At 70.9% G+C, this 17,154-nt stretch carries 14 protein-coding genes; 6 read left to right on the top strand and 8 right to left on the bottom strand.

Translation table 11 applies throughout. The features are described 5' to 3' along the window. Positions 1–13 precede the first annotated feature (13 nt). The 4 genes from soxY to IS481_RS10045 form a co-directional block, all read right to left on the bottom strand. Positions 14–523, bottom strand: coding sequence for a thiosulfate oxidation carrier protein SoxY (gene soxY, locus IS481_RS10030; RefSeq protein WP_419186837.1), 510 nt, complete (start codon positions 521–523; stop codon positions 14–16). Positions 524–650: 127 nt separating this feature from the next. Beyond that, positions 651–3,092: a sensor domain-containing protein gene (locus IS481_RS10035; protein ID WP_104358989.1), complete on the bottom strand. Its 2,442-nt coding sequence runs from the start codon at positions 3,090–3,092 to the stop codon at positions 651–653. Further along, positions 3,089–4,381 carry a cyclic di-GMP phosphodiesterase gene (locus IS481_RS10040; RefSeq protein ID WP_104358990.1) on the bottom strand — a complete coding sequence of 431 codons (1,293 nt, stop codon included), beginning with the start codon at positions 4,379–4,381 and terminating at the stop codon, positions 3,089–3,091. Before IS481_RS10040 ends, IS481_RS10035 begins: the two co-directional genes overlap by 4 nt. 149 nt (positions 4,382–4,530) lie before the next feature. Then, positions 4,531–6,426, bottom strand: coding sequence for a propionate--CoA ligase (locus IS481_RS10045; protein WP_104358991.1), 1,896 nt, complete (start codon positions 6,424–6,426; stop codon positions 4,531–4,533). Positions 6,427–6,709: 283 nt separating this feature from the next. Between IS481_RS10045 and IS481_RS10050 the strand changes: the two genes are divergently transcribed. The 6 genes from IS481_RS10050 to moeA all read left to right on the top strand — a co-directional run bounded on the left by IS481_RS10050 (position 6,710) and on the right by moeA (position 11,275). Beyond that, positions 6,710–7,357, top strand: a complete 648-nt coding sequence (locus tag IS481_RS10050) for a C40 family peptidase (protein ID WP_104358992.1) — start codon at positions 6,710–6,712, stop codon at positions 7,355–7,357. A 63-nt stretch (positions 7,358–7,420) separates the two neighbouring features. Beyond that, the gene (gene moaA, locus IS481_RS10055) at positions 7,421–8,536 is read left to right on the top strand and encodes a GTP 3',8-cyclase MoaA (RefSeq protein WP_104358993.1); all 1,116 of its coding nucleotides are present in this window, start codon (positions 7,421–7,423) and stop codon (positions 8,534–8,536) included. A gap of 7 nt (positions 8,537–8,543) precedes the next feature. Next, positions 8,544–8,855 carry a hypothetical protein gene (locus IS481_RS10060; protein ID WP_104358994.1) on the top strand — a complete coding sequence of 104 codons (312 nt, stop codon included), beginning with the start codon at positions 8,544–8,546 and terminating at the stop codon, positions 8,853–8,855. Beyond that, positions 8,852–9,445: a molybdenum cofactor guanylyltransferase MobA gene (gene mobA / locus IS481_RS10065; RefSeq protein ID WP_104358995.1), complete on the top strand. Its 594-nt coding sequence runs from the start codon at positions 8,852–8,854 to the stop codon at positions 9,443–9,445. Before IS481_RS10060 ends, mobA begins: the two co-directional genes overlap by 4 nt. After that, positions 9,438–9,977 carry a GNAT family N-acetyltransferase gene (locus tag IS481_RS10070; RefSeq protein WP_104358996.1) on the top strand — a complete coding sequence of 180 codons (540 nt, stop codon included), beginning with the start codon at positions 9,438–9,440 and terminating at the stop codon, positions 9,975–9,977. The genes mobA and IS481_RS10070 overlap by 8 nt, the downstream gene beginning before the upstream one ends. Further along, on the top strand, positions 9,974–11,275 hold the full coding sequence (gene moeA / locus IS481_RS10075) for a molybdopterin molybdotransferase MoeA (protein WP_104358997.1): 1,302 nt from the start codon (positions 9,974–9,976) through the stop codon (positions 11,273–11,275). The genes IS481_RS10070 and moeA overlap by 4 nt, the downstream gene beginning before the upstream one ends. 69 nt (positions 11,276–11,344) lie before the next feature. Here moeA and IS481_RS10080 read toward each other — a convergent pair whose 3' ends face one another. The 4 genes from IS481_RS10080 to IS481_RS10095 all read right to left on the bottom strand — a co-directional run bounded on the left by IS481_RS10080 (position 11,345) and on the right by IS481_RS10095 (position 17,132). Beyond that, the gene (locus tag IS481_RS10080; protein ID WP_104358998.1) at positions 11,345–14,428 is read right to left on the bottom strand and encodes an efflux RND transporter permease subunit; all 3,084 of its coding nucleotides are present in this window, start codon (positions 14,426–14,428) and stop codon (positions 11,345–11,347) included. A gap of 26 nt (positions 14,429–14,454) precedes the next feature. Continuing rightward, complete coding sequence (locus tag IS481_RS10085; protein WP_104358999.1) at positions 14,455–15,678, bottom strand: efflux RND transporter periplasmic adaptor subunit; 1,224 nt, start codon at positions 15,676–15,678, stop codon at positions 14,455–14,457. A 121-nt stretch (positions 15,679–15,799) separates the two neighbouring features. Then, positions 15,800–16,252, bottom strand: coding sequence for a ribonuclease HI (rnhA, locus tag IS481_RS10090; RefSeq protein WP_104359000.1), 453 nt, complete (start codon positions 16,250–16,252; stop codon positions 15,800–15,802). A 70-nt stretch (positions 16,253–16,322) separates the two neighbouring features. After that, positions 16,323–17,132, bottom strand: a complete 810-nt coding sequence (locus tag IS481_RS10095; RefSeq protein ID WP_104359001.1) for a class I SAM-dependent methyltransferase — start codon at positions 17,130–17,132, stop codon at positions 16,323–16,325. Positions 17,133–17,154: the final 22 nt, after the last annotated feature.

The following is a 17,154-nucleotide window of genomic DNA, read 5'->3' on the forward strand; positions in this document are numbered from 1 at the left end:
CGTCGGGTGGCCGTCAAGCGCCGCAGCCGCCCAGGGTCACCGTGACTTCCCGGGCCGCGAAATAGAACCGGTCGCCGGCCTGGACCAGGGCGTAGACGGTGGACGTCTGGCTCATCTTGATGTTGAAGGCGACGTTGGGTTCGGTGCCGGCGGGGATGTCGAACAGCGCCGCCAGCGTATTGGGGTTCTTGTCGACCAGCAGGGCCAGGCGCGTGGCGCCCGGCAGGGTGGTGGACACGCCCACGCGCACCACGTTGCCGTTCTCGGCGATCTCCGGCGCATGCAGCCGCACGTCCGGGCTTTCGACCGGCGCGGCGCCGCCCAACGCCTTCACCACCTCGGCCAGCCCCTTGGCATCGAACGCACTCTTGTTCCAGGCCGCCTGGGCGGCCGCAGGCAGCAGCCCGGCCGACGCGGCCAGGCCCAGAACCGCCATGCTGGCGCTCGTGTGCAGAAACTGCCTGCGGTTACCCATCGCGATCCACCTCCGACATCCATGCGAAACCCGTGAGGGCGGCACCATGCCGCCACACCGACAACCGGCCACGGCAGGGCGCTATTGTCCGCCAGGTGTCCCTGCCCTGCCCGCGCCGCGCCGCGAGGCCCACGACCGCAAAGGGTCTCCACGCAGGGAGGCGGCAAGGCCCGCTTCAGCCGGGCAGCGCCAAGTCGTCCGCGGCGCCGGCAGGCAGCGCCTCGCGCTCGAGCAGCGCGTCGAAGGCCGCGCTTTCGACCGCAGGCGAGAACAGGAAGCCCTGGAACTCGTCGCAGCCGGCCTGCAGCAGGAACTGCCGCTGCGCCTCGGTCTCGACCCCTTCGGCGATCAGCGACAGGCGCAGCGCCCGCGCCAGGTAGACGATCGAGCGCACGATGCCGGCATCGCTCTCGTCGGCCGGCAGGCCCTGGATGAAGGAACGGTCGATCTTGAGCTTGCGCAGCGGAAAGCGCTTCAGGTAGCCGAGGCTCGAGTAGCCGGTGCCGAAGTCGTCGATCGCCAGGCGCACCCCCAGCGCGGCAAGCGCGTTCAGGCGCAGCAGGGCCTCGTCGGCATCCTGGATCAGGATGGACTCGGTCAGTTCCAGCTCCAGGTTGCGCGCCGGCAGGCCGGCGGCCGCGATGATCGCCGCGACCCGCTCGACGAAGTTGCTGCGCTGGAACTGCACCGCCGAGACGTTGACCGCCACCACCAGGTCCAGGCCGCGCCGGTGCCACTGCGCCGCCTGGCGCACTGCCTCGGTCAGCACCCATTCGCCCAGCGGCACGATGAAGCCGCTTTCCTCGGCCACCTGGATGAAGCGCGCCGGCGACAGCTCGCCCAGCTCCTCGTCGTGCCAGCGCACCAGCGCCTCGGCGCCGACGATGGCCCCGGTGCGGATGTCGACCTGGGGCTGGTAGTGCAGCCGGAAGCCGCCGCGCGCGAGCGCCTGGCGCATGGCCTGGTCGATCTTCATGCGCGACAGCAGGTCCACGTTCATCTGCGGCTGGTAGAAGCGGAAGCCGGCGCGGCCGCGCTCCTTGACGCGGTACATCGCGGCATCGGCGTTCTTGATCAGGTCTTCGAGCGTGGCACCGTCGTTCGGGTGCAGCGCGATGCCGATGCTGCAGGTGACGGTGAAGCTCATGTCGTCCAGCACCAGCGGCTCGTTCAGCGCAGCGAGCACCCGGCGCGCGGCCAGCTCCGCCCCGCGCGCGTCGGCCTGGTGGATCAGCAGGACGAACTCGTCGCCGCCCAGGCGCGCGACGGTGTCGACCTCGCGCACGCAGGAGCGGATGCGGTGCGCCACCTCGACCAGCACCCGGTCGCCGAACGGGTGGCCGAGCGAATCGTTGATGTGCTTGAAGCGGTCCAGGTCGACCGACAGCACCGCGAACGGCTGGTTGTCGCGCCGTGCCAGCGCGAGCGCGAACTCGGTGCGTTCGGACAGCACCTGGCGGTTGGGCAACCCGGTCAGCGCGTCGGTGTACGCCAGCTCCTCGATGCGCTGCTTGGCGGCGAGCTTGTCGGCCAGGTCCTTGACGAAGGCGATGTAGTGCAGCGTCCGTCCGGCCTCGTCGGGCAGCCGCACCAGCGCGACGTGGCACGGGCCGCCCTCGCCCTGCTGGCGGAAGTGGTGCAGCTCGCCCTCCCAGTGCCCGTGGACATCGAGCCGCTCGCGCACGCGCGCGATCGTGTCGCCGCCGTCACCGTCGGTCAGCAGCTCGCGCAGGGAGCGGCCCACCAGGGCCTGCCGCGAACAGCCGGTCAGGCGCTCGCAGCTGGGGTTGGCGGCGACCACGCGGCCCGAAGCATCGGTGACGATGATGGCGTCCAGGCTGGCCTCGAACACCTTGGCCGCCAGCTGCAGGCGCGACTCGTCGGCCAGCCGCTGCGTGATGTCGCGGAACGAGTACACGCGCCCGATCGGCTTGCCGCGGCTGTATTGCGGCAGCGTGTTGCGCTCCAGCACCTTGCCCGAGCGCAGCACCAGCGTGTCGGTCGCCTCCATCAGCGGCTCGCGCGCGATCACCTGCAGGCGCTGCTCGTAGGCCGGGCCGTCGATCACGCTGTGCGACATCCAGGCGTACACCGCGTCGTCGTCGCGCCGCGTCAGCAGGCTGCGCGGCAGGCCCCAGAGTTCCGCGAAGCGCTGGTTGTAGCCGCGGATCGCGCCGTGCAGGTCCACCGCCAGGATGCCGTCGGCGGTGGATTCCAGCGTGGCGCGCAGCTCGGCGACGAGCTTCTCCAGCGCGTCCTGCGCCTCCTGCTGCTCGCTGCGGTCGCGCAGCGCCACCATGTAGGCCGACCACGCCGGCGGGATGCGCACGCGGCAGATGCGCCGCTCGACCGGCACGGTGCGACCGTCGGCGCGCCGCACCAGCGTCTCGGACAGGATGCGGTCGCACAGGCCCGCGGCGGCGTCTTCCCAGAACGCCTGGTCCTCGGGCGTGTCGATCAGCTCCACCGCGGACCGCCCGCACAGGGCACCGGACGGCACCCCCAGCAGCGCCTCGGCGGCGGGGTTGGCGGCGACCACGCGCAGGTCGATCGGATCGACCAGCCAGACCGCCTCCAGCATGCCGTCCAGCAGCGGTTGCAGGTGCACGGGCGTCATGCGAGCAGCCCCTTCCCTTGCCCGCCCTCGACGTCGCGGGCGCGCTCGAAGAAGTAGCACATGCGCGGCCGCGGCGAGAGGTAGTCCAGCGCGGCCTTGGGCAGCTGCTGCGGCTTGAAGCTGCGCCGGATGCCCAGTGCCGGCTCCTGCTCGAGGTCGAGCACCAGCGCTTCCTCGCGCGGCACGCGCACGTCGTGCACGAGGACGCGTGGCTTGAGCGGCCGCGCCGCGTTGACCGACACCACCATCGCATGGCGGTCGTCGGTCAGCTGCACCACCGAGCCCGGCGGGTAGACGCCCATCAGACGGATGAAGCTGTTGAGCAGCGCCTCGTCGAAGCGCGACTTCATCTGGGCGAACATCAGCGACAGCGCCTCGTGCGGCGTCAGGGCCTTGAGCGGGTTGAGCGGGTTGCAGAGGTTGTCGTAGCGGTTGACCATCGCGACGATGCGCGCCAGGCGATGGATGCGCTCGCCGGGCAGGCGCTGCGGAAAGCCGCTGCCGTCCGCGTGTTCGTGGTGCTGGCCGATCACCAGCATCGCGCCGGGACCGAGTTGCATCCGGCGCGCCAGCTCCACGCCGCGCGCGAGGTGCTCCTGGTAGTACTGGAACTCGGCCAGCGTGAAGTGCTCGTCCTTGACGCGCACCCGGTCGGGCAGGTCGATCTTGCCGATGTCGTGCAGCAGCGCCCCCACCCCCAGCTCGAGCAGCTCGGCATCCGGCAGCCGGATCGCGCGCCCCAGCAGCAGCGAGATCACCGTGACGTTGACGCTGTGGCAGCCGGCACGATCCCCCGCGCCTTCGCTGAGCAGCCGGATGCAGTTGTCGTGCGTGCCCTCCATCGCGTCGAGGAAGCCGCGGATCAGCGCCTGCGAGGCCTCGCGGGCCTCGTCCGGCCGCGCGTGCACCTGGTCGAGGGCCTGCCGGAAGGTGCGGGTGGCCTGGGCGTAGTAGCGCTCGCAGCGCGCCAGGCTCGCGGCCTGCGCGGCCAGCAGCTCGCGGCGCTGCCGGCGCGCCTCGGCCTCCTCCGCGGCCTCGCCCCCGGCCGGACCGGACGCCGGCCGCCGGGCGGCGCGCCACGCGGACAGCACCGCCGGATCGCTGCGCAGCGGATCCCAGCGGACGCGCTCCACCCCCAGGCTGCGCAGCGTGTCGATCTGGGCCTGAGAACCGATGCGGAAGCTGTTCAGCGCGAAGGGATGGTCCAGCCACCCCAGGTCGAGATGCACATGCATCCCGATCCGGAGATCCTGCACTGTCACGTAGGGGGAAGTACTGCCGTCGTTCATCCGTACCCGGCCGGTCGCGACATGCGACCGGCCTTCCGGAAGATCGGCATCATGCGGGAGATCTTGAGCGGGGCAAGCCCGTCAGAACCGACAGCTTGCCAGGCCGGCGCGGAGCCCCCTGCCCGCCGCGCGCCCGCCCCGGGGGAACGCTAGGCCGAGGCGACCAGCGCCTTGATCTGCTCCAGCGCGGTGGGGTCCTCGATGGTGGTCAGGTCGCCGGGATCGCGGTGCTCGCACACCGCCTGGATCGCGCGGCGCAGCAGCTTGCCCGAGCGGGTCTTGGGCAGCACGGTGACGAAGCGCACCCGCGCCGGCCGGGCCACGGCGCCCAGCTTCTGGTCCACCAGCTTCATGATGTCGCCCTCGAGCTGCAGCTGCTGCTGCGGCGTCTCCACCGCGCCCGCATCCTTGGGCACGGCGAACGCCATCGCGACCTGGCCCTTGAGCGAATCGGCCACGCCGACCACCGCCACCTCGGCCACCGCCGGGTGGCTGGAGATGCATTCCTCGATCTCGCGCGTGCCCAAGCGGTGGCCGGCGACGTTGATGACGTCGTCGGTGCGGCCCAGGATGAAGTAGTAGCCGTCGGCGTCGCGGATGCCCCAGTCGAAGGTGCTGTACGCCATGCGCCCGGGGAAGCTGCTCCAGTAGGTGCTGACGAAGCGTGCGTCGTCACCCCAGACGGTCTGCATGCAACCGGGAGGCAACGGGCCCTCGATCGCGACCACGCCCTTCTGGTTCGGGCCGGTCAGCTCCTCGCCGGTCACCTCGTGCAGCAGCTTGACGTCGTAGCCGTACATCGGCACCCCCGGCGAGCCGAAGCGGCTCGGGCGCGGCTCCACCCCGTTGGCGATCGTCAGGATGGGCCAGCCGGTCTCGGTCTGCCAGTAGTTGTCGATCACCGGGCGGCCCAGCGCGTCGGCGATCCAGCGCGCGGTCGGCTCGTCCAGCGGCTCGCCGGCCAGGAACAGCGCGCGCAGCGAGGACAGGTCGTACTTCGTCAGCCAGGCCGGGTCCTGCTTCTTCAGCACCCGCACCGCAGTCGGGGCGCTGAACATCACCGTGACCTTGTACTTCTCGACCAGCCGCCACCAGATGCCGGCGTCGGGCCGGATCGGCAGGCCTTCATAGAGGATGGTCGCCATGCCGGCGATCAGCGGGCCGTAGACGATGTAGCTGTGCCCGACCACCCAGCCGATGTCGCTGGTGGAGAAATAGGTCTCGCCCGCGTTGCCGCAGAAGATGTGGCGCATGCTGGCGGCCAGCGCGACGGCGTAGCCGCCGGTGTCGCGCTGCACGCCCTTGGGCCGCCCCGTCGTGCCGCTGGTGTACAGGGTGTAGCTCGGGTGGGTGGCCTCCACCCAGGTGCACTGCACCTGGGCGTCGAGGTGCTGCTCGCGCAGCGCGGCATAGTCGACGTCGCGCCCCTCGACCCGCTCCATCGGCGCCAGGCCCCGGTCGACCAGCAGCACCTTCGACGGCTTGTGCTGTGCCAGCCGGATGGCCTCGTCCAGCAAGGGCTTGTAGGCCACCACCTTGCCGCCGCGGCTGCCGGCGTCGGCGCTGACGATGACGGTGGGCCGCGCGTCGTCGATGCGGCTGGCCAGGCTCACGCTGGCGAAGCCGCCGAACACCACCGAGTGGATCGCGCCGATGCGCGCGCAGGCCAGCATCGCGAACACCGCCTGCGGCACCATCGGCATGTAGATCAGCACCCGGTCGCTCTGCCTGACGCCCAGCGACTGCAGGATGGCCGCCATGCGCATCACCTCGGCGTGCAGCTCGCGGAAGCTGTAGGCCTGCTCCTGGTCGGTCTCGGTGGAAACGTAGATCAGCGCGTTCTGGTCGGCACGGTCGCGCAGGTGGCGGTCCACCGCGTTGTGGCACAGGTTGGTGCGCCCGCCCACGAACCACCGGGCAAACGGCGGGTTGCTGTAGTCGCAGATGGTCTGCGGCGGGGTCTCCCAGTCGATGAGCCGGGCCTGTTCACCCCAGAACCCGTCGCGGTCGGTGATCGAGCGGCGGTGGAAATCCTCGTAGCGCATGCCTGTCGTCTCCTCTGGTGTACGGGGCGCAACTCTTATGTCTTATACAAGAGTGCCCGGACATTGGAGGCCGGAGAACTGACGCGACCCTGACGATGCACGGCCGCCCGCGGGAATGCCTTCCGGTCCGTGCTTCGGATGGTGCGCCGCCGCCCGGCCGGCTCCAAGCCGGGGCAACCCTCCCCCGATGCGTAGACGGCGTCTAAAAAAGTCTCCTAAGCTGTTGATACAGCAGGACTTTTCGGGTTGACGGCTGGCGGTCGCCGGAGTAAGGTTCGCCCCCATGCCGCCGCGCGCCGCCTTCCCCACCTTCCGGCTGTTCCTGTGCCTGCTGGCCTCGCTGGCGGCGCCGGCTTGCGCGACGCCGGACGTGGCGGCCGACCCGGTCACCCAGCTGCTCCAGGAACGCGGCCTGATCCCGGCCGAAGCCACGGCGGACGCCACGGCGCCGCCCCCCGCGTCCGACCAGGGGCTGATGTCCCAGGTCCGGCACAAGGCCTCCGAGCTGGTCATGACAGCGATGAACTTCCTCGGCGTGCCCTACCGCCGCGGCGGCAACACCGCCGAGGAAGGCTTCGACTGCAGCGGCTTCACGCGCCATATCTTCGAGCAGAGCCTCGGACTGGTGCTGCCGCGCCGCGCCGACGAGCAGGCCCGCGCGCCGGGGCTGCTGCAGGTCCGGCGTGACGAACTGAAACCCGGGGACCTGGTGTTCTTCAACACCCTGCGGCGCACCTTCTCCCACGTCGGGATCTACGTCGGCGACGGCAAGTTCATCCATTCCCCGCGCGCCGGCGCCGAAATCCGCATCGAGGACATGCGGGTCGCCTACTGGCGCAAGCGCTTCACCGGCGCGCGCCGCCCCGCCGCGCTGGCCGAACCGGCGCCCCCGGCGGCCGAGTGGACCGCGCTGGACCTGCATCAACCCTGATCGCTGCCGCATTTGCACGCGGGGCGGCGGTCATTCCTGCGCCGCTCGGGGCAAAATGGGGGAATGACCGGAAAAGTCATCCCCCTTGCGGATCATCGGTACGCCGCCAGCGTGCCGGTCGTGCCGTCCACGGCGGCCGCGCCCGACGGCCGGCTCCTCGACCGCCTGCACCGGCCGCTGCGCGACCTGCGCATCTCGGTGACCGACCGGTGCAACTTCCGCTGCAGCTACTGCATGCCGAAGGACGTGTTCGGCAAGGACTACGCCTTCCTGCCGCAGAGCTCGCTGCTGACCTTCGAGGAGCTGACCCGGGTCGCGCGCATCTTCGTCGCCCACGGCGTGCGCAAGATCCGCCTGACCGGCGGCGAGCCCCTGCTGCGCCGCCACCTGGAGCGGCTGATCGAGATGCTGGCCGCGCTGCGCACCGTCGACGGCGAGCCGCTGGACCTGACGCTGACCACCAACGGCTCGCTGCTCGAGCGCAAGGCCCAGGCGCTGAAGGACGCCGGCCTGCGGCGCGTGACCGTGAGCCTGGATGCGCTCGACGACGCCGTGTTCCGCCGCATGAACGACGTGGACTTCCCGGTCGCCGCGGTGTTGCGCGGCATCGAGGCGGCGCAGCGCGTCGGGCTCGGGCCGATCAAGGTCAACATGGTGGTCAAGCGCGGCACCAACGACCACGAGATCCTGCCGATGGCGCGGCACTTCCGCAGCACGCCCGTCGTGCTGCGCTTCATCGAGTACATGGATGTCGGCGCCACCAACGGCTGGCGCATGGACGAGGTGCTGCCCTCGGCCGAGGTGATCCGCCGCATCGACGCCGAGATGCCGCTCGAGCCGCTGGAGCCGGCACAGCCGGGCGAGACCGCGCAGCGCTGGCGCTATGCCGACGGCGCGGGCGAGATCGGCGTGATCTCCAGCGTCACCCAGGCGTTCTGCCGTGACTGCAACCGGGCCCGCCTGTCCACCGAGGGCAAGCTGTTCCTGTGCCTGTTCGCCGAGCGCGGCCACGACCTGCGCGCGCTGCTGCGCGGCAGCTACTCCGACGAGCAGATCGCCGCGGCGATCGGCCTGATCTGGCAGGGGCGCGACGACCGCTACTCCGAGCTGCGCGGGCAGCAGCAGGCTGCCCCCGGCAGCGGCCAGCAGCGCGTCGAGATGCACTACATCGGGGGCTGAACCCAAGATGTCCCACCCCTGGCTGCCCCGGCTTCCCGCCCTGCACCGCCGGCGCCTGTCCTGGGCGCTGGCGGCCAGCCTGGTGCTGCCGTGGATCGTCGGTGCGCTGGTCAAGACCACGATGCAGGCCGGCCTGCACGAAGACCCGCAGCGTGCCGCCGGCTTCGTCGACATCCTCGTGATCGCCATCACCGTCGCGCTGGTGCTGGCGGTCGTGACCACCGCGGTCGGCTGCTGGGTCGTCGCGGTGATGAAAGGTCCGATGCAGCGGGCCGACGCCTGCCCGGTCGACCCTGAACAACAGAAGGAAGGCAGATGAGCATTGCGCCCGAGCAGATCACGGGCCTGATCCTCGCCGGCGGCCGCGGCAGCCGCATGGGTGGCGTGGACAAGGGATTGCAGAACTTCCGCGGCATGCCGCTGGCGCTGCACGCACTGCTGCGGCTCGCCCCGCAAGTGGGCAGCGTGATGATCAACGCCAACCGCAACCTGGGCGCCTACGAAGCCTTCGGCGCGCCGGTCTGGCCCGACGCGCTGCCGGACTACGCCGGGCCGCTGGCCGGCTTCCTGACCGGCCTGGAGCATTGCGAGACGCCCTACCTGGTCACGGTACCCTGCGACACCCCGCTGTTCCCCGAGGACCTGGTCGCCCGGCTGGCCGACGCGCTGGCGCAGGCCGACGCCGACATCGCGATGGTCCGCACCGGCGAGCAGGTGCAGCCGGTGTTCTGCCTGCTCAAGAGCTCCCTGGTGGAGAGCTTGGTGCGCTTCACCCACGAGGGCGGTCGCAAGATCGACCGCTGGACGGCGCAACACCGCTGTATCGAGGTGCCCTTCGACGATGAGTCTGCTTTCTTCAATGCCAACACCCTGGAAGAACTCCGGCAGCTCGAGGCCTCCCATGGCTGAGACCGTCACGCCGCTGATCCGCCGGCTCGAGCCGCAGGACCTGCCCGCCTACAAGGCGCTGCGGGACGAAGCGCTGGAGCGACACCCGGAATCGTTCGTCTCCGACCCGGCCACCGAACGCATGCGCTCGCCCGAGAGCTACCTGGGGCGGCTCGGCTGGTCCGAGGCGATGGGCGGCACCTTCCTGCTGGGCGCCTGGCTGGGCGACGAGCTGGCCGGCAGCATCGCCTGCGAACGCGAGCTGATGCCCAAGATCCGGCACCGCGCCAACATCGTCGGCATGTACGTGCGCGAACGCCACACCCGCCACGGCATCGGCCGCCAGCTGCTCGGCGCCGCGATCGACCTGGCGCGCCAGGCCGACGGGCTGGAGATGCTGGTGCTCACGGTGACCGCTTCCAACGAACGCGCGGTGCGCATGTACGAGCGCGCCGGCTTCCGCATCTACGGCCTGCTGCCGCGCGCGATCCGCATCGAGACCGGCACGCGGGTGCGCTACTACGACAAGGCCCACATGATGCTCGAGCTATGAGCACCACGACCCTTCCCCCTTCCCTCGAACAGGTCGCCTCCTGCCTCGGAGGCTACGACCCGAAAGCCCTGCCGGTGGCGCAGGCGCAGGAGTTCATCGCGCGCTTCGTGCCGCGCGTGCAGGCCGTCGAGAAGCTCGCGCTGCGCGCCGCGCTGGGCCGCGTGCTGGCCGCCGACGTGGTTTCCCCGATCGACGTGCCGGCGCACGACAACTCGGCCATGGACGGCTATGCACTACGGGGCACCGAGCTGGCCACCGACGCACCGACGCGCCTGAAGGTCGCCGGCAGCGGCTTTGCCGGCCAGCAGTTCGAGGGCGAGGTGCCGCCGGGGGCCTGCGTGCGCATCATGACCGGCGCGGTGATGCCCGCCGGGCTGGACACCGTGGTGCCGCAGGAGTTCACGACGCTCGAAGGCGACACGGTGGTGATCCCGCCCGGCGTGGTGCGCCCCGGCGACAACCGGCGCCTGCGCGGCGAGGACCTGGCGCGCGGGCAGGCCGCGCTGCGCCAGGGCAAGGTGCTGGGCCCGGCCGACCTGGGCCTGATCGCCTCGCTGGGCCAGGCCGAGGTGCCGGTCTGGCGCCGCCTGCGCGTGGCCTTCTTCTCCACCGGCGACGAGCTGCGCTCGATCGGCGAGCCGCTGGACGCCGGCTGCGTCTACGACAGCAACCGCTACACGCTGCACGGCATGCTGCAGCGCCTGGGCGTCGAGCTGCTGGACCTGGGCGTGGTGCGCGACGACGCCGCGGCGCTGGAAGCGGCGCTGCGCACCGCCGCCGACAGCGCCGACGTGATCATCACCTCGGGCGGGGTGTCGGTCGGCGAGGCCGACTACACCAGGCAGGTAATCGAGCGGCTCGGCGAAGTGGCGTTCTGGCGCATCGCGATGCGCCCCGGCCGGCCGATGGCCTTCGGCCGCATCTGGAGCGCCGGGCCGGGCTCGCGCTCGGCGGTGTTCTTCGGGCTGCCGGGCAATCCGGTGGCGGTGATGGTGACCTTCTACGCCTTCGTGCGCGACGCGCTGCTGCGCATGGGCGGTGCCGAACCCCGGCCGCTGCCGATGCTGCGCGCACGCGCCGCCGGCGCGATCCGCAAGAAGCCGGGTCGCACCGAGTACCAGCGCGTGGTCGTGGAGCGCGAAGGCAGCGAGTGGGTGGCCCGCGTCACGGGCTCGCAGGGCTCGGGCATCCTGCGCTCGATGTCCGAAGCCAACGGGTTGCTGGTGCTGCCCCACGAGCAGGGCAACGTCGCAGCCGGCGACCCGGTCGACGTGCTGCCCTTCGAAGGCCTGGTCTGAACTGACGCGGAAATCGCGGCCGGCCCGGCGCGACAGCCAGCTGCGCGCCGGGCACCGCCCTGGCAGGCCTCAGACCGAGGCGTCCACCTCGGCCGGCGGGACCGGCGTGGTGATCGGGCCCGGGGTGGCCTGCCGCGCGAACAGCGTGTACATCGTCGGCACGACGAAGATGGTCAGCAGCGTGCCCAGCGTCATGCCGCCGACGATCACCCAGCCGATCTGCTGACGGCTCTCCGCGCCCGCGCCGTGGGCCAGCGCCAGCGGCAGCGCGCCCAGCACCATCGCGCCGGTGGTCATCATGATCGGGCGCAGGCGCAGCGCCGCGGCATGCTTGACCGCCTCCAGCACCGCCTCGCCCTTCTGCCGCTGCTGGTTGGCGAACTCGACGATCAGGATGCCGTGCTTGGTGATCAGGCCCACCAGCGTGATCAGGCCGATCTGCGAGTAGACGTTCAACGTGCCGCCGGTGAGCTTGAGCGCCACCAAGGCGCCGAGCATCGACATCGGCACCGACAGCATGATCACGAACGGATCGACGAAGCTCTCGAACTGCGCCGACAGCACCAGGAAGATGAACAGCAGCGCCAGCACGAACACCAGCCCCAGCGCGCCGCTGGAGGAGCGGAACTCGCGCGAGACACCGTTGAGCTCGGTGCTGTAGCCCTGCGGCAGCAGCTCGTTCGCCTTGGCGTCGAGGAAGTCGAGTGCCTCGCCCAGCGAGAACCCCGGCGCCAGGTTGGCCGTGATCGAGACGGAACGGCGCTGGTTGAAGTGGTTCAGCTCGCGCGGCGAGACGGCCTCGCGCACCCGCACCAGCGACGACAGCGGGATCATGCGGTTGTCGCGCCCGCGCACGAACAGCCGCTCGATGTCGTCCGGCCGGCTGCGGCCGCTCGCCTCGGTCTGCACGATCACGTCGTACTGCTCGGCGTCGCGCTTGTAGCGCGTGACCTTGCGCCCGCCCAGCATGGTCTCGATGGTGCGCGCCACCTGCTCGACCGCCACGCCGGCATCGGCGGCGCGCTCGCGGTCGACGTCGATGTAGATCTCGGGCTTGTTCAGCTCCAGGTCGGTGTCGGGCTGCACGAAGCCGCCATGGCGCTTCATCTCGTCGACGAAGCGCTGCGCCACCTGGGACAGGTTGGCGTAGCTGTCCGAGGTCATGATCACGAAGTTGACCGAGCGCTCGCGCATGCCCTGCCCCAGCGACGGCGGCGTCACCGGGAAGGCATTGATGCCCGGCAGCGCGGCCATCTTCGGCTGCAGGTCCTGCGCCAGCTCCATCGTCGTGCGCTTGCGCTCGCTCCAGTCCACCGTGCGCAGGAACGACACGCCCTGCGTGACGGTCGGGTTGCCGGCGACGATGAACACCCGGTCGAATTCCGGGTACTGCATGCCGATGCGCTCGATCTCCTGCATGTACTTCTCGGTGTAGCCGAGCGTCGAGCCGTCCGGGGCGCGCACGTTCACGAGCACGGTGCCGCGGTCCTCCATCGGCGCCAGCTCGCTGCGCATGTTCTTGAACAGCACCCAGCTGCCCGCCCCGCAGGCCAGCATCACGGCGACCACCAGCCAGCGGCGCTGCAGCGTCCAGCCCAGCGCCCCCGCATAGAGCTCGACCACCTTGTCCAGGCCGCGCTCCATGAAGCGGTCGAAGCGGGTCGGGTTCGCGGTGTGGCGCAGCAGCTTGGAGCACAGCATCGGCGACAGGGTCAGCGCGACGAAGCCCGACACCAGCACGGCACCGGCCAGGGTCAGCGCGAACTCGACGAACAGTCGGCCGGTGCGCCCCGGGGTGAACGCCAGCGGCGCGTACACCGCCACCAGGGTCAGCGTCATCGCCACCACGGCGAAGCCGATCTCCTTGGCCCCGCGGATGGCCGCCGCGAACGGCGTCATGCCCTCCTCGATGTGGCGGTAGATGTTCTCCAGCACCACGATGGCGTCGTCGACCACCAGGCCGATCGCCAGCACCAGCGCCAGCAGCGTCAGCGTGTTGATCGTGAAGCCGGCCGCCGACATCAGCGCGAACGCGCCGATCAGGCTCACCGGGATCGTCACCAGCGGGATGATGGAGGCGCGCAGCGTGCGCAGGAACACGAACACCACCAGCGCCACCAGCACCACCGCCTCGACGATGGTCGAGTAGACCGACTTCACCGAGCGGTCGATGAACACCGAGGTGTCGTTGGCGACCTGCACGCGCATGCCCGGCGGCAGTTCCTCCTGGATGCGCGGCAGCATGGCCTGCACGCCGGCAGACACCTCCAGCGGGTTGGCGGTGGCCTGCCGCACCACGCCGAGCGAGACCGAGTAGGTGCCGTTCAGGCGCGTGCTGGAGCGCTCGCTGGCGGGCGCCTCCTCGACACGCGCGACGTCGCGCAACCGCACCGTGTAGCCGTTGACCTGGCGCAGCGCGATCTCCTCGAACTGCGCCGGGGTGGTCAGGTTGGTCTGCGCCGTGACGCTGAACTCGCGCGCCTGCCCCTCGATGCGCCCGGCCGGCACCTCCAGGTTCTGCTTGCGCAGCGCGTCCTCGACGTCCTGCACCGTGACCTGGTAGGCCGCGAGCTTGTCCGGATCGAGCCAGACGCGCATCGCGAACTCGCGCTCGCCGCGCACCAGCACGTCGGCCACGCCCGGCACGGTCTGCAGGCGCGGCTTGATGATGCGGTTGGCGATGTCGGTGATCTGCAGCGGCGACACCGACTGCGAGGTGCTGGTGAAGGCCAGCCAGATGGTCGGGAAGGCGTCGGCCTCGACCTTGGAGATGATCGGCTCGTCGACCTCGTCCGGCAGGCGCCCGCGCACGCGCGAGACGCGGTCGCGCACGTCGGCCGCGGCGTCGTCCGGGTCCTTCTCGAGCTTGAAGCGCACCGTGATCTGGCTGCGCTCCTGGCGCGAGATCGAGGTGATGATGTCCACCCCGTCGATGCCGGCGATGGAGTCCTCCAGCGGCTTGGTGACCTGCGACTCGATCACCTCGGCCGAGGCACCGGTCAGCGTGGTGCTGACCGTCACCACCGGCTCGTCGATGCGCGGGTACTCGCGCACCTGCAGCCGGGTGAAGCTGACCAGGCCGACCAGGACCAGCAGCAGCGACAGCACGGTCGCGAAGACCGGGCGGCGAATGGAAATCTCGGGCAGTTGCATGGCGCCGTCCTTCGCTCAGGTTCGCGTCAGCGCGCCCGCGTGGGCGTCGGCTGGCCGGCCGCCACGCGGGCTTCGACGGCGCTGCCCACGGGGGCCGAGACGCCCGGCTGCGAGGCGGCGGGCGTGCCGCCCGGGTCGCCCAGCTCGATGATGCGCAGCGGCACGCCGTCGCGCTGCACCCGCTGGTGGCCCGCGGTCACGACGACGTCACCGGCCTGCACCCCCTTGAGGATCTCGACCTTGCCCTGGCGCCGCACGCCGGTTTCCACCTCGCTGCGCTGCGCCACCTGCGCCGGCTGGCCCTGCGCGTCCTGGCCCGGCACCACCTTGATCACGTACTGGCGCCCGGCGTCCGGCAGCACGGCCTCCTCGGGCACCATCAGCGCCTCGGCACGGGTGCCCAGCACGGTGTCCACCCGCGCGAACATGCCCGGGCGCAGCACGCCCTCGGCGTTGTCGATCGACGCGCGCACCAGCACGGAGCGGCCGGAAGCATCCACCAGCGGATCCATCGCCTCGACGCGGCCCTGGAAGCGCCGCTGCGGCAGCGCGTCCAGCGCCACCAGCACGGTCTGGCCCACCTGCAGCTGCGGCAGGTAGCGCTCGGGCAGGCGGAAGTCGACGTAGACCCGGCTGATGTCCTCGAGGTTGACGATGTCGGTGCCGGCGGCGACGAAGTCGCCCACGTTGACCTGCCGGATGCCGGCGGTGCCGTCGAACGGCGCGACGATGCGCATGCGCTCCAGCTGGGCCTGGGCCAGCGCGAGCTGGGCCTCGGCGACCTGCAGCGTCGCGGCGGACTGGTCCACCGCCGCCTGGCTGACGAAGTTCTGCGCCAGCAGCTCCCGGTTGCGCTCATGGTTGGCGCGCGCGATGCTGACCTCGGCCTGCGCCTGCCGCACCTGCGCCCGCACCAGGCGGTCGTCCAGCTGCACCAGCAGCTGGCCCTTGCGCACCCGCTGCCCGTCCTTGAAGCCGAGCGCCTCGACCCGGCCGGCCACCTCGGGCCGCACGACGATGCCCTGGCGCGAGCGGATCGTCCCGACGGCCTGCGCCGCGTCGGTCAGGGTGGCCTGCTCGACCTTGCCCACCTCCACGGTCACCGGCCCGTCGGTCGCCTGGCGGCCGCCGCCCGCGTCCGCCTGTGAGGCGGCCTGCGTGGCGGGACTGGCGCGGTGCTGATACCAGTAGGCAGCAAGGCTGGCGATGGCGATACCAACGACGGCAACGGTGGCGTGCAACTTCTTCATGTAGGTGTCTGTCGTGGAGTGCAGGGCGCAATGTAACGTCTCGCGGCCCGTCCGATTCACATTTCTTCACACGCCCCGCGGCCGGATGCGACGCGGTTCGCGCAGTTCGGGAAAGCAGCCTTCAGGCCACGCTGGCCACCCCCCGGTTGGCCAGCGCATCCGCACGCTCGTTGCCCGGATCACCGGCATGGCCTTTCACCCAGTGCCAGCTGACCTGATGCAGGGATGCCAGCGCATCGAGCCGCTGCCAGAGTTCCGCATTTTTCACCGGTTTGCGGTCGGCCGTCTTCCAGCCCCGGGTTTTCCAGCCGTGGATCCACTCGGTGATGCCTTTGCGGACGTACTCGCTGTCCGTGTAGATGTGGACGTCGCAGCTGCGCTTCAGACTGGCTAGAGCCTCGATGACGGCCATCAGTTCCATGCGATTGTTGGTCGTCGCCGGTTCGCCGCCGAAAAGTTCCTTCTCGTGGGAACCGGAGCGCAACCAGGCGCCCCAGCCGCCCGGGCCGGGATTGCCCTTGCAGGCGCCGTCGGTATAGATCACCACCTGGGGACGCGAAATGCCTGTGGCCATGTCTGTGTCGTGTGGGTTGCAGGTTGTCGTCAGGGAAGAAAAGAAGCGGATTGGGGCCGGCCCACCGCCCTCAGGCACGATGGCCGCCGCGGCCGCCGAGCCGCTGGGTGCGCGAGGCGGCCACCACCCGGGCCGAGCGCGCCTCCTTGCGCTTCCAGGCCGGGCCGATCAGTCGCATGCCGCGCACGCGCTTGACCGCGGTGAGGAAGTACACCGCGCCCAGCACCGGCCACCAGCGCTCGCCCCAGGGCTCGATCCAGCGGAAACGCTCCAGCCACAGCTCGGTCCGCGTGGCCGGACGGTAACAGCCGAAGCGGCCCTGGCCGATCTCGAAGTTCAGCAGCCGCAGCCAGTCGCACAGCCGCCAGTAGCCGATCAGGTCGCCGGTGTCAGGCAGCACGCCACGGCCGAAGCCCAGGCGCCGGCACAGCCCGGACAGGCGGTGCTGCAGCCACCACAGGCTCGCCGGGTTGAGGCCGACCACCACCACCCGCCCCTCGGGCACCAGCACCCGCTCCACCTCGCGCAGCGTCTGGTGCGGGTCGCCGGCCAGCTCGAGCGTGTGTGGCAGGATCACCAGGTCCAGGCTCTGTGTCTCGAACGGCAACGCGTGGAAGTCGGTCAGCAATGCCCAGGGCACGCCGTGCGGGCGCGGCGGCGCGGCCTCGCCGGGCGGCGCAGGGGCCTCCGTCGGCGCCGCCGGCGGCCGGTCCAGGGCCAGCCAGCGGTGCGGCATGCGGTTCTGCACCAGGCCGCCGAGCTGCGGCAGGCCCAGCTGGACGGCATGGAATCCGAACACGTCGCCCACCGCCGCATCGATCTGCTGTTGCTCCCACGCCAACAAATACCGGCCCGTCGGCGTGAGCAGCCACTCATCCAAACTTATAATTTGCGCGCTTTGC

This window comes from Caldimonas thermodepolymerans (assembly GCF_015476235.1).
Classification (GTDB): Bacteria; Pseudomonadota; Gammaproteobacteria; order Burkholderiales; family Burkholderiaceae_C; genus Caldimonas; species Caldimonas thermodepolymerans.

Coding starts and splice junctions, on each gene's coding strand:
- soxY (WP_419186837.1), bottom strand. CDS start 523: ATGGTGCCGCCCTCACGGGTTTCGCATGGATGTCGGAGGTGGATCGCG.
- IS481_RS10035 (WP_104358989.1), bottom strand. CDS start 3,092: ATGACGCCCGTGCACCTGCAACCGCTGCTGGACGGCATGCTGGAGGCG.
- IS481_RS10040 (WP_104358990.1), bottom strand. CDS start 4,381: ATGAACGACGGCAGTACTTCCCCCTACGTGACAGTGCAGGATCTCCGG.
- IS481_RS10045 (WP_104358991.1), bottom strand. CDS start 6,426: ATGCGCTACGAGGATTTCCACCGCCGCTCGATCACCGACCGCGACGGG.
- IS481_RS10050 (WP_104358992.1), top strand. CDS start 6,710: ATGCCGCCGCGCGCCGCCTTCCCCACCTTCCGGCTGTTCCTGTGCCTG.
- moaA (WP_104358993.1), top strand. CDS start 7,421: ATGACCGGAAAAGTCATCCCCCTTGCGGATCATCGGTACGCCGCCAGC.
- IS481_RS10060 (WP_104358994.1), top strand. CDS start 8,544: ATGTCCCACCCCTGGCTGCCCCGGCTTCCCGCCCTGCACCGCCGGCGC.
- mobA (WP_104358995.1), top strand. CDS start 8,852: ATGAGCATTGCGCCCGAGCAGATCACGGGCCTGATCCTCGCCGGCGGC.
- IS481_RS10070 (WP_104358996.1), top strand. CDS start 9,438: ATGGCTGAGACCGTCACGCCGCTGATCCGCCGGCTCGAGCCGCAGGAC.
- moeA (WP_104358997.1), top strand. CDS start 9,974: ATGAGCACCACGACCCTTCCCCCTTCCCTCGAACAGGTCGCCTCCTGC.
- IS481_RS10080 (WP_104358998.1), bottom strand. CDS start 14,428: ATGCAACTGCCCGAGATTTCCATTCGCCGCCCGGTCTTCGCGACCGTG.
- IS481_RS10085 (WP_104358999.1), bottom strand. CDS start 15,678: ATGAAGAAGTTGCACGCCACCGTTGCCGTCGTTGGTATCGCCATCGCC.
- rnhA (WP_104359000.1), bottom strand. CDS start 16,252: ATGGCCACAGGCATTTCGCGTCCCCAGGTGGTGATCTATACCGACGGC.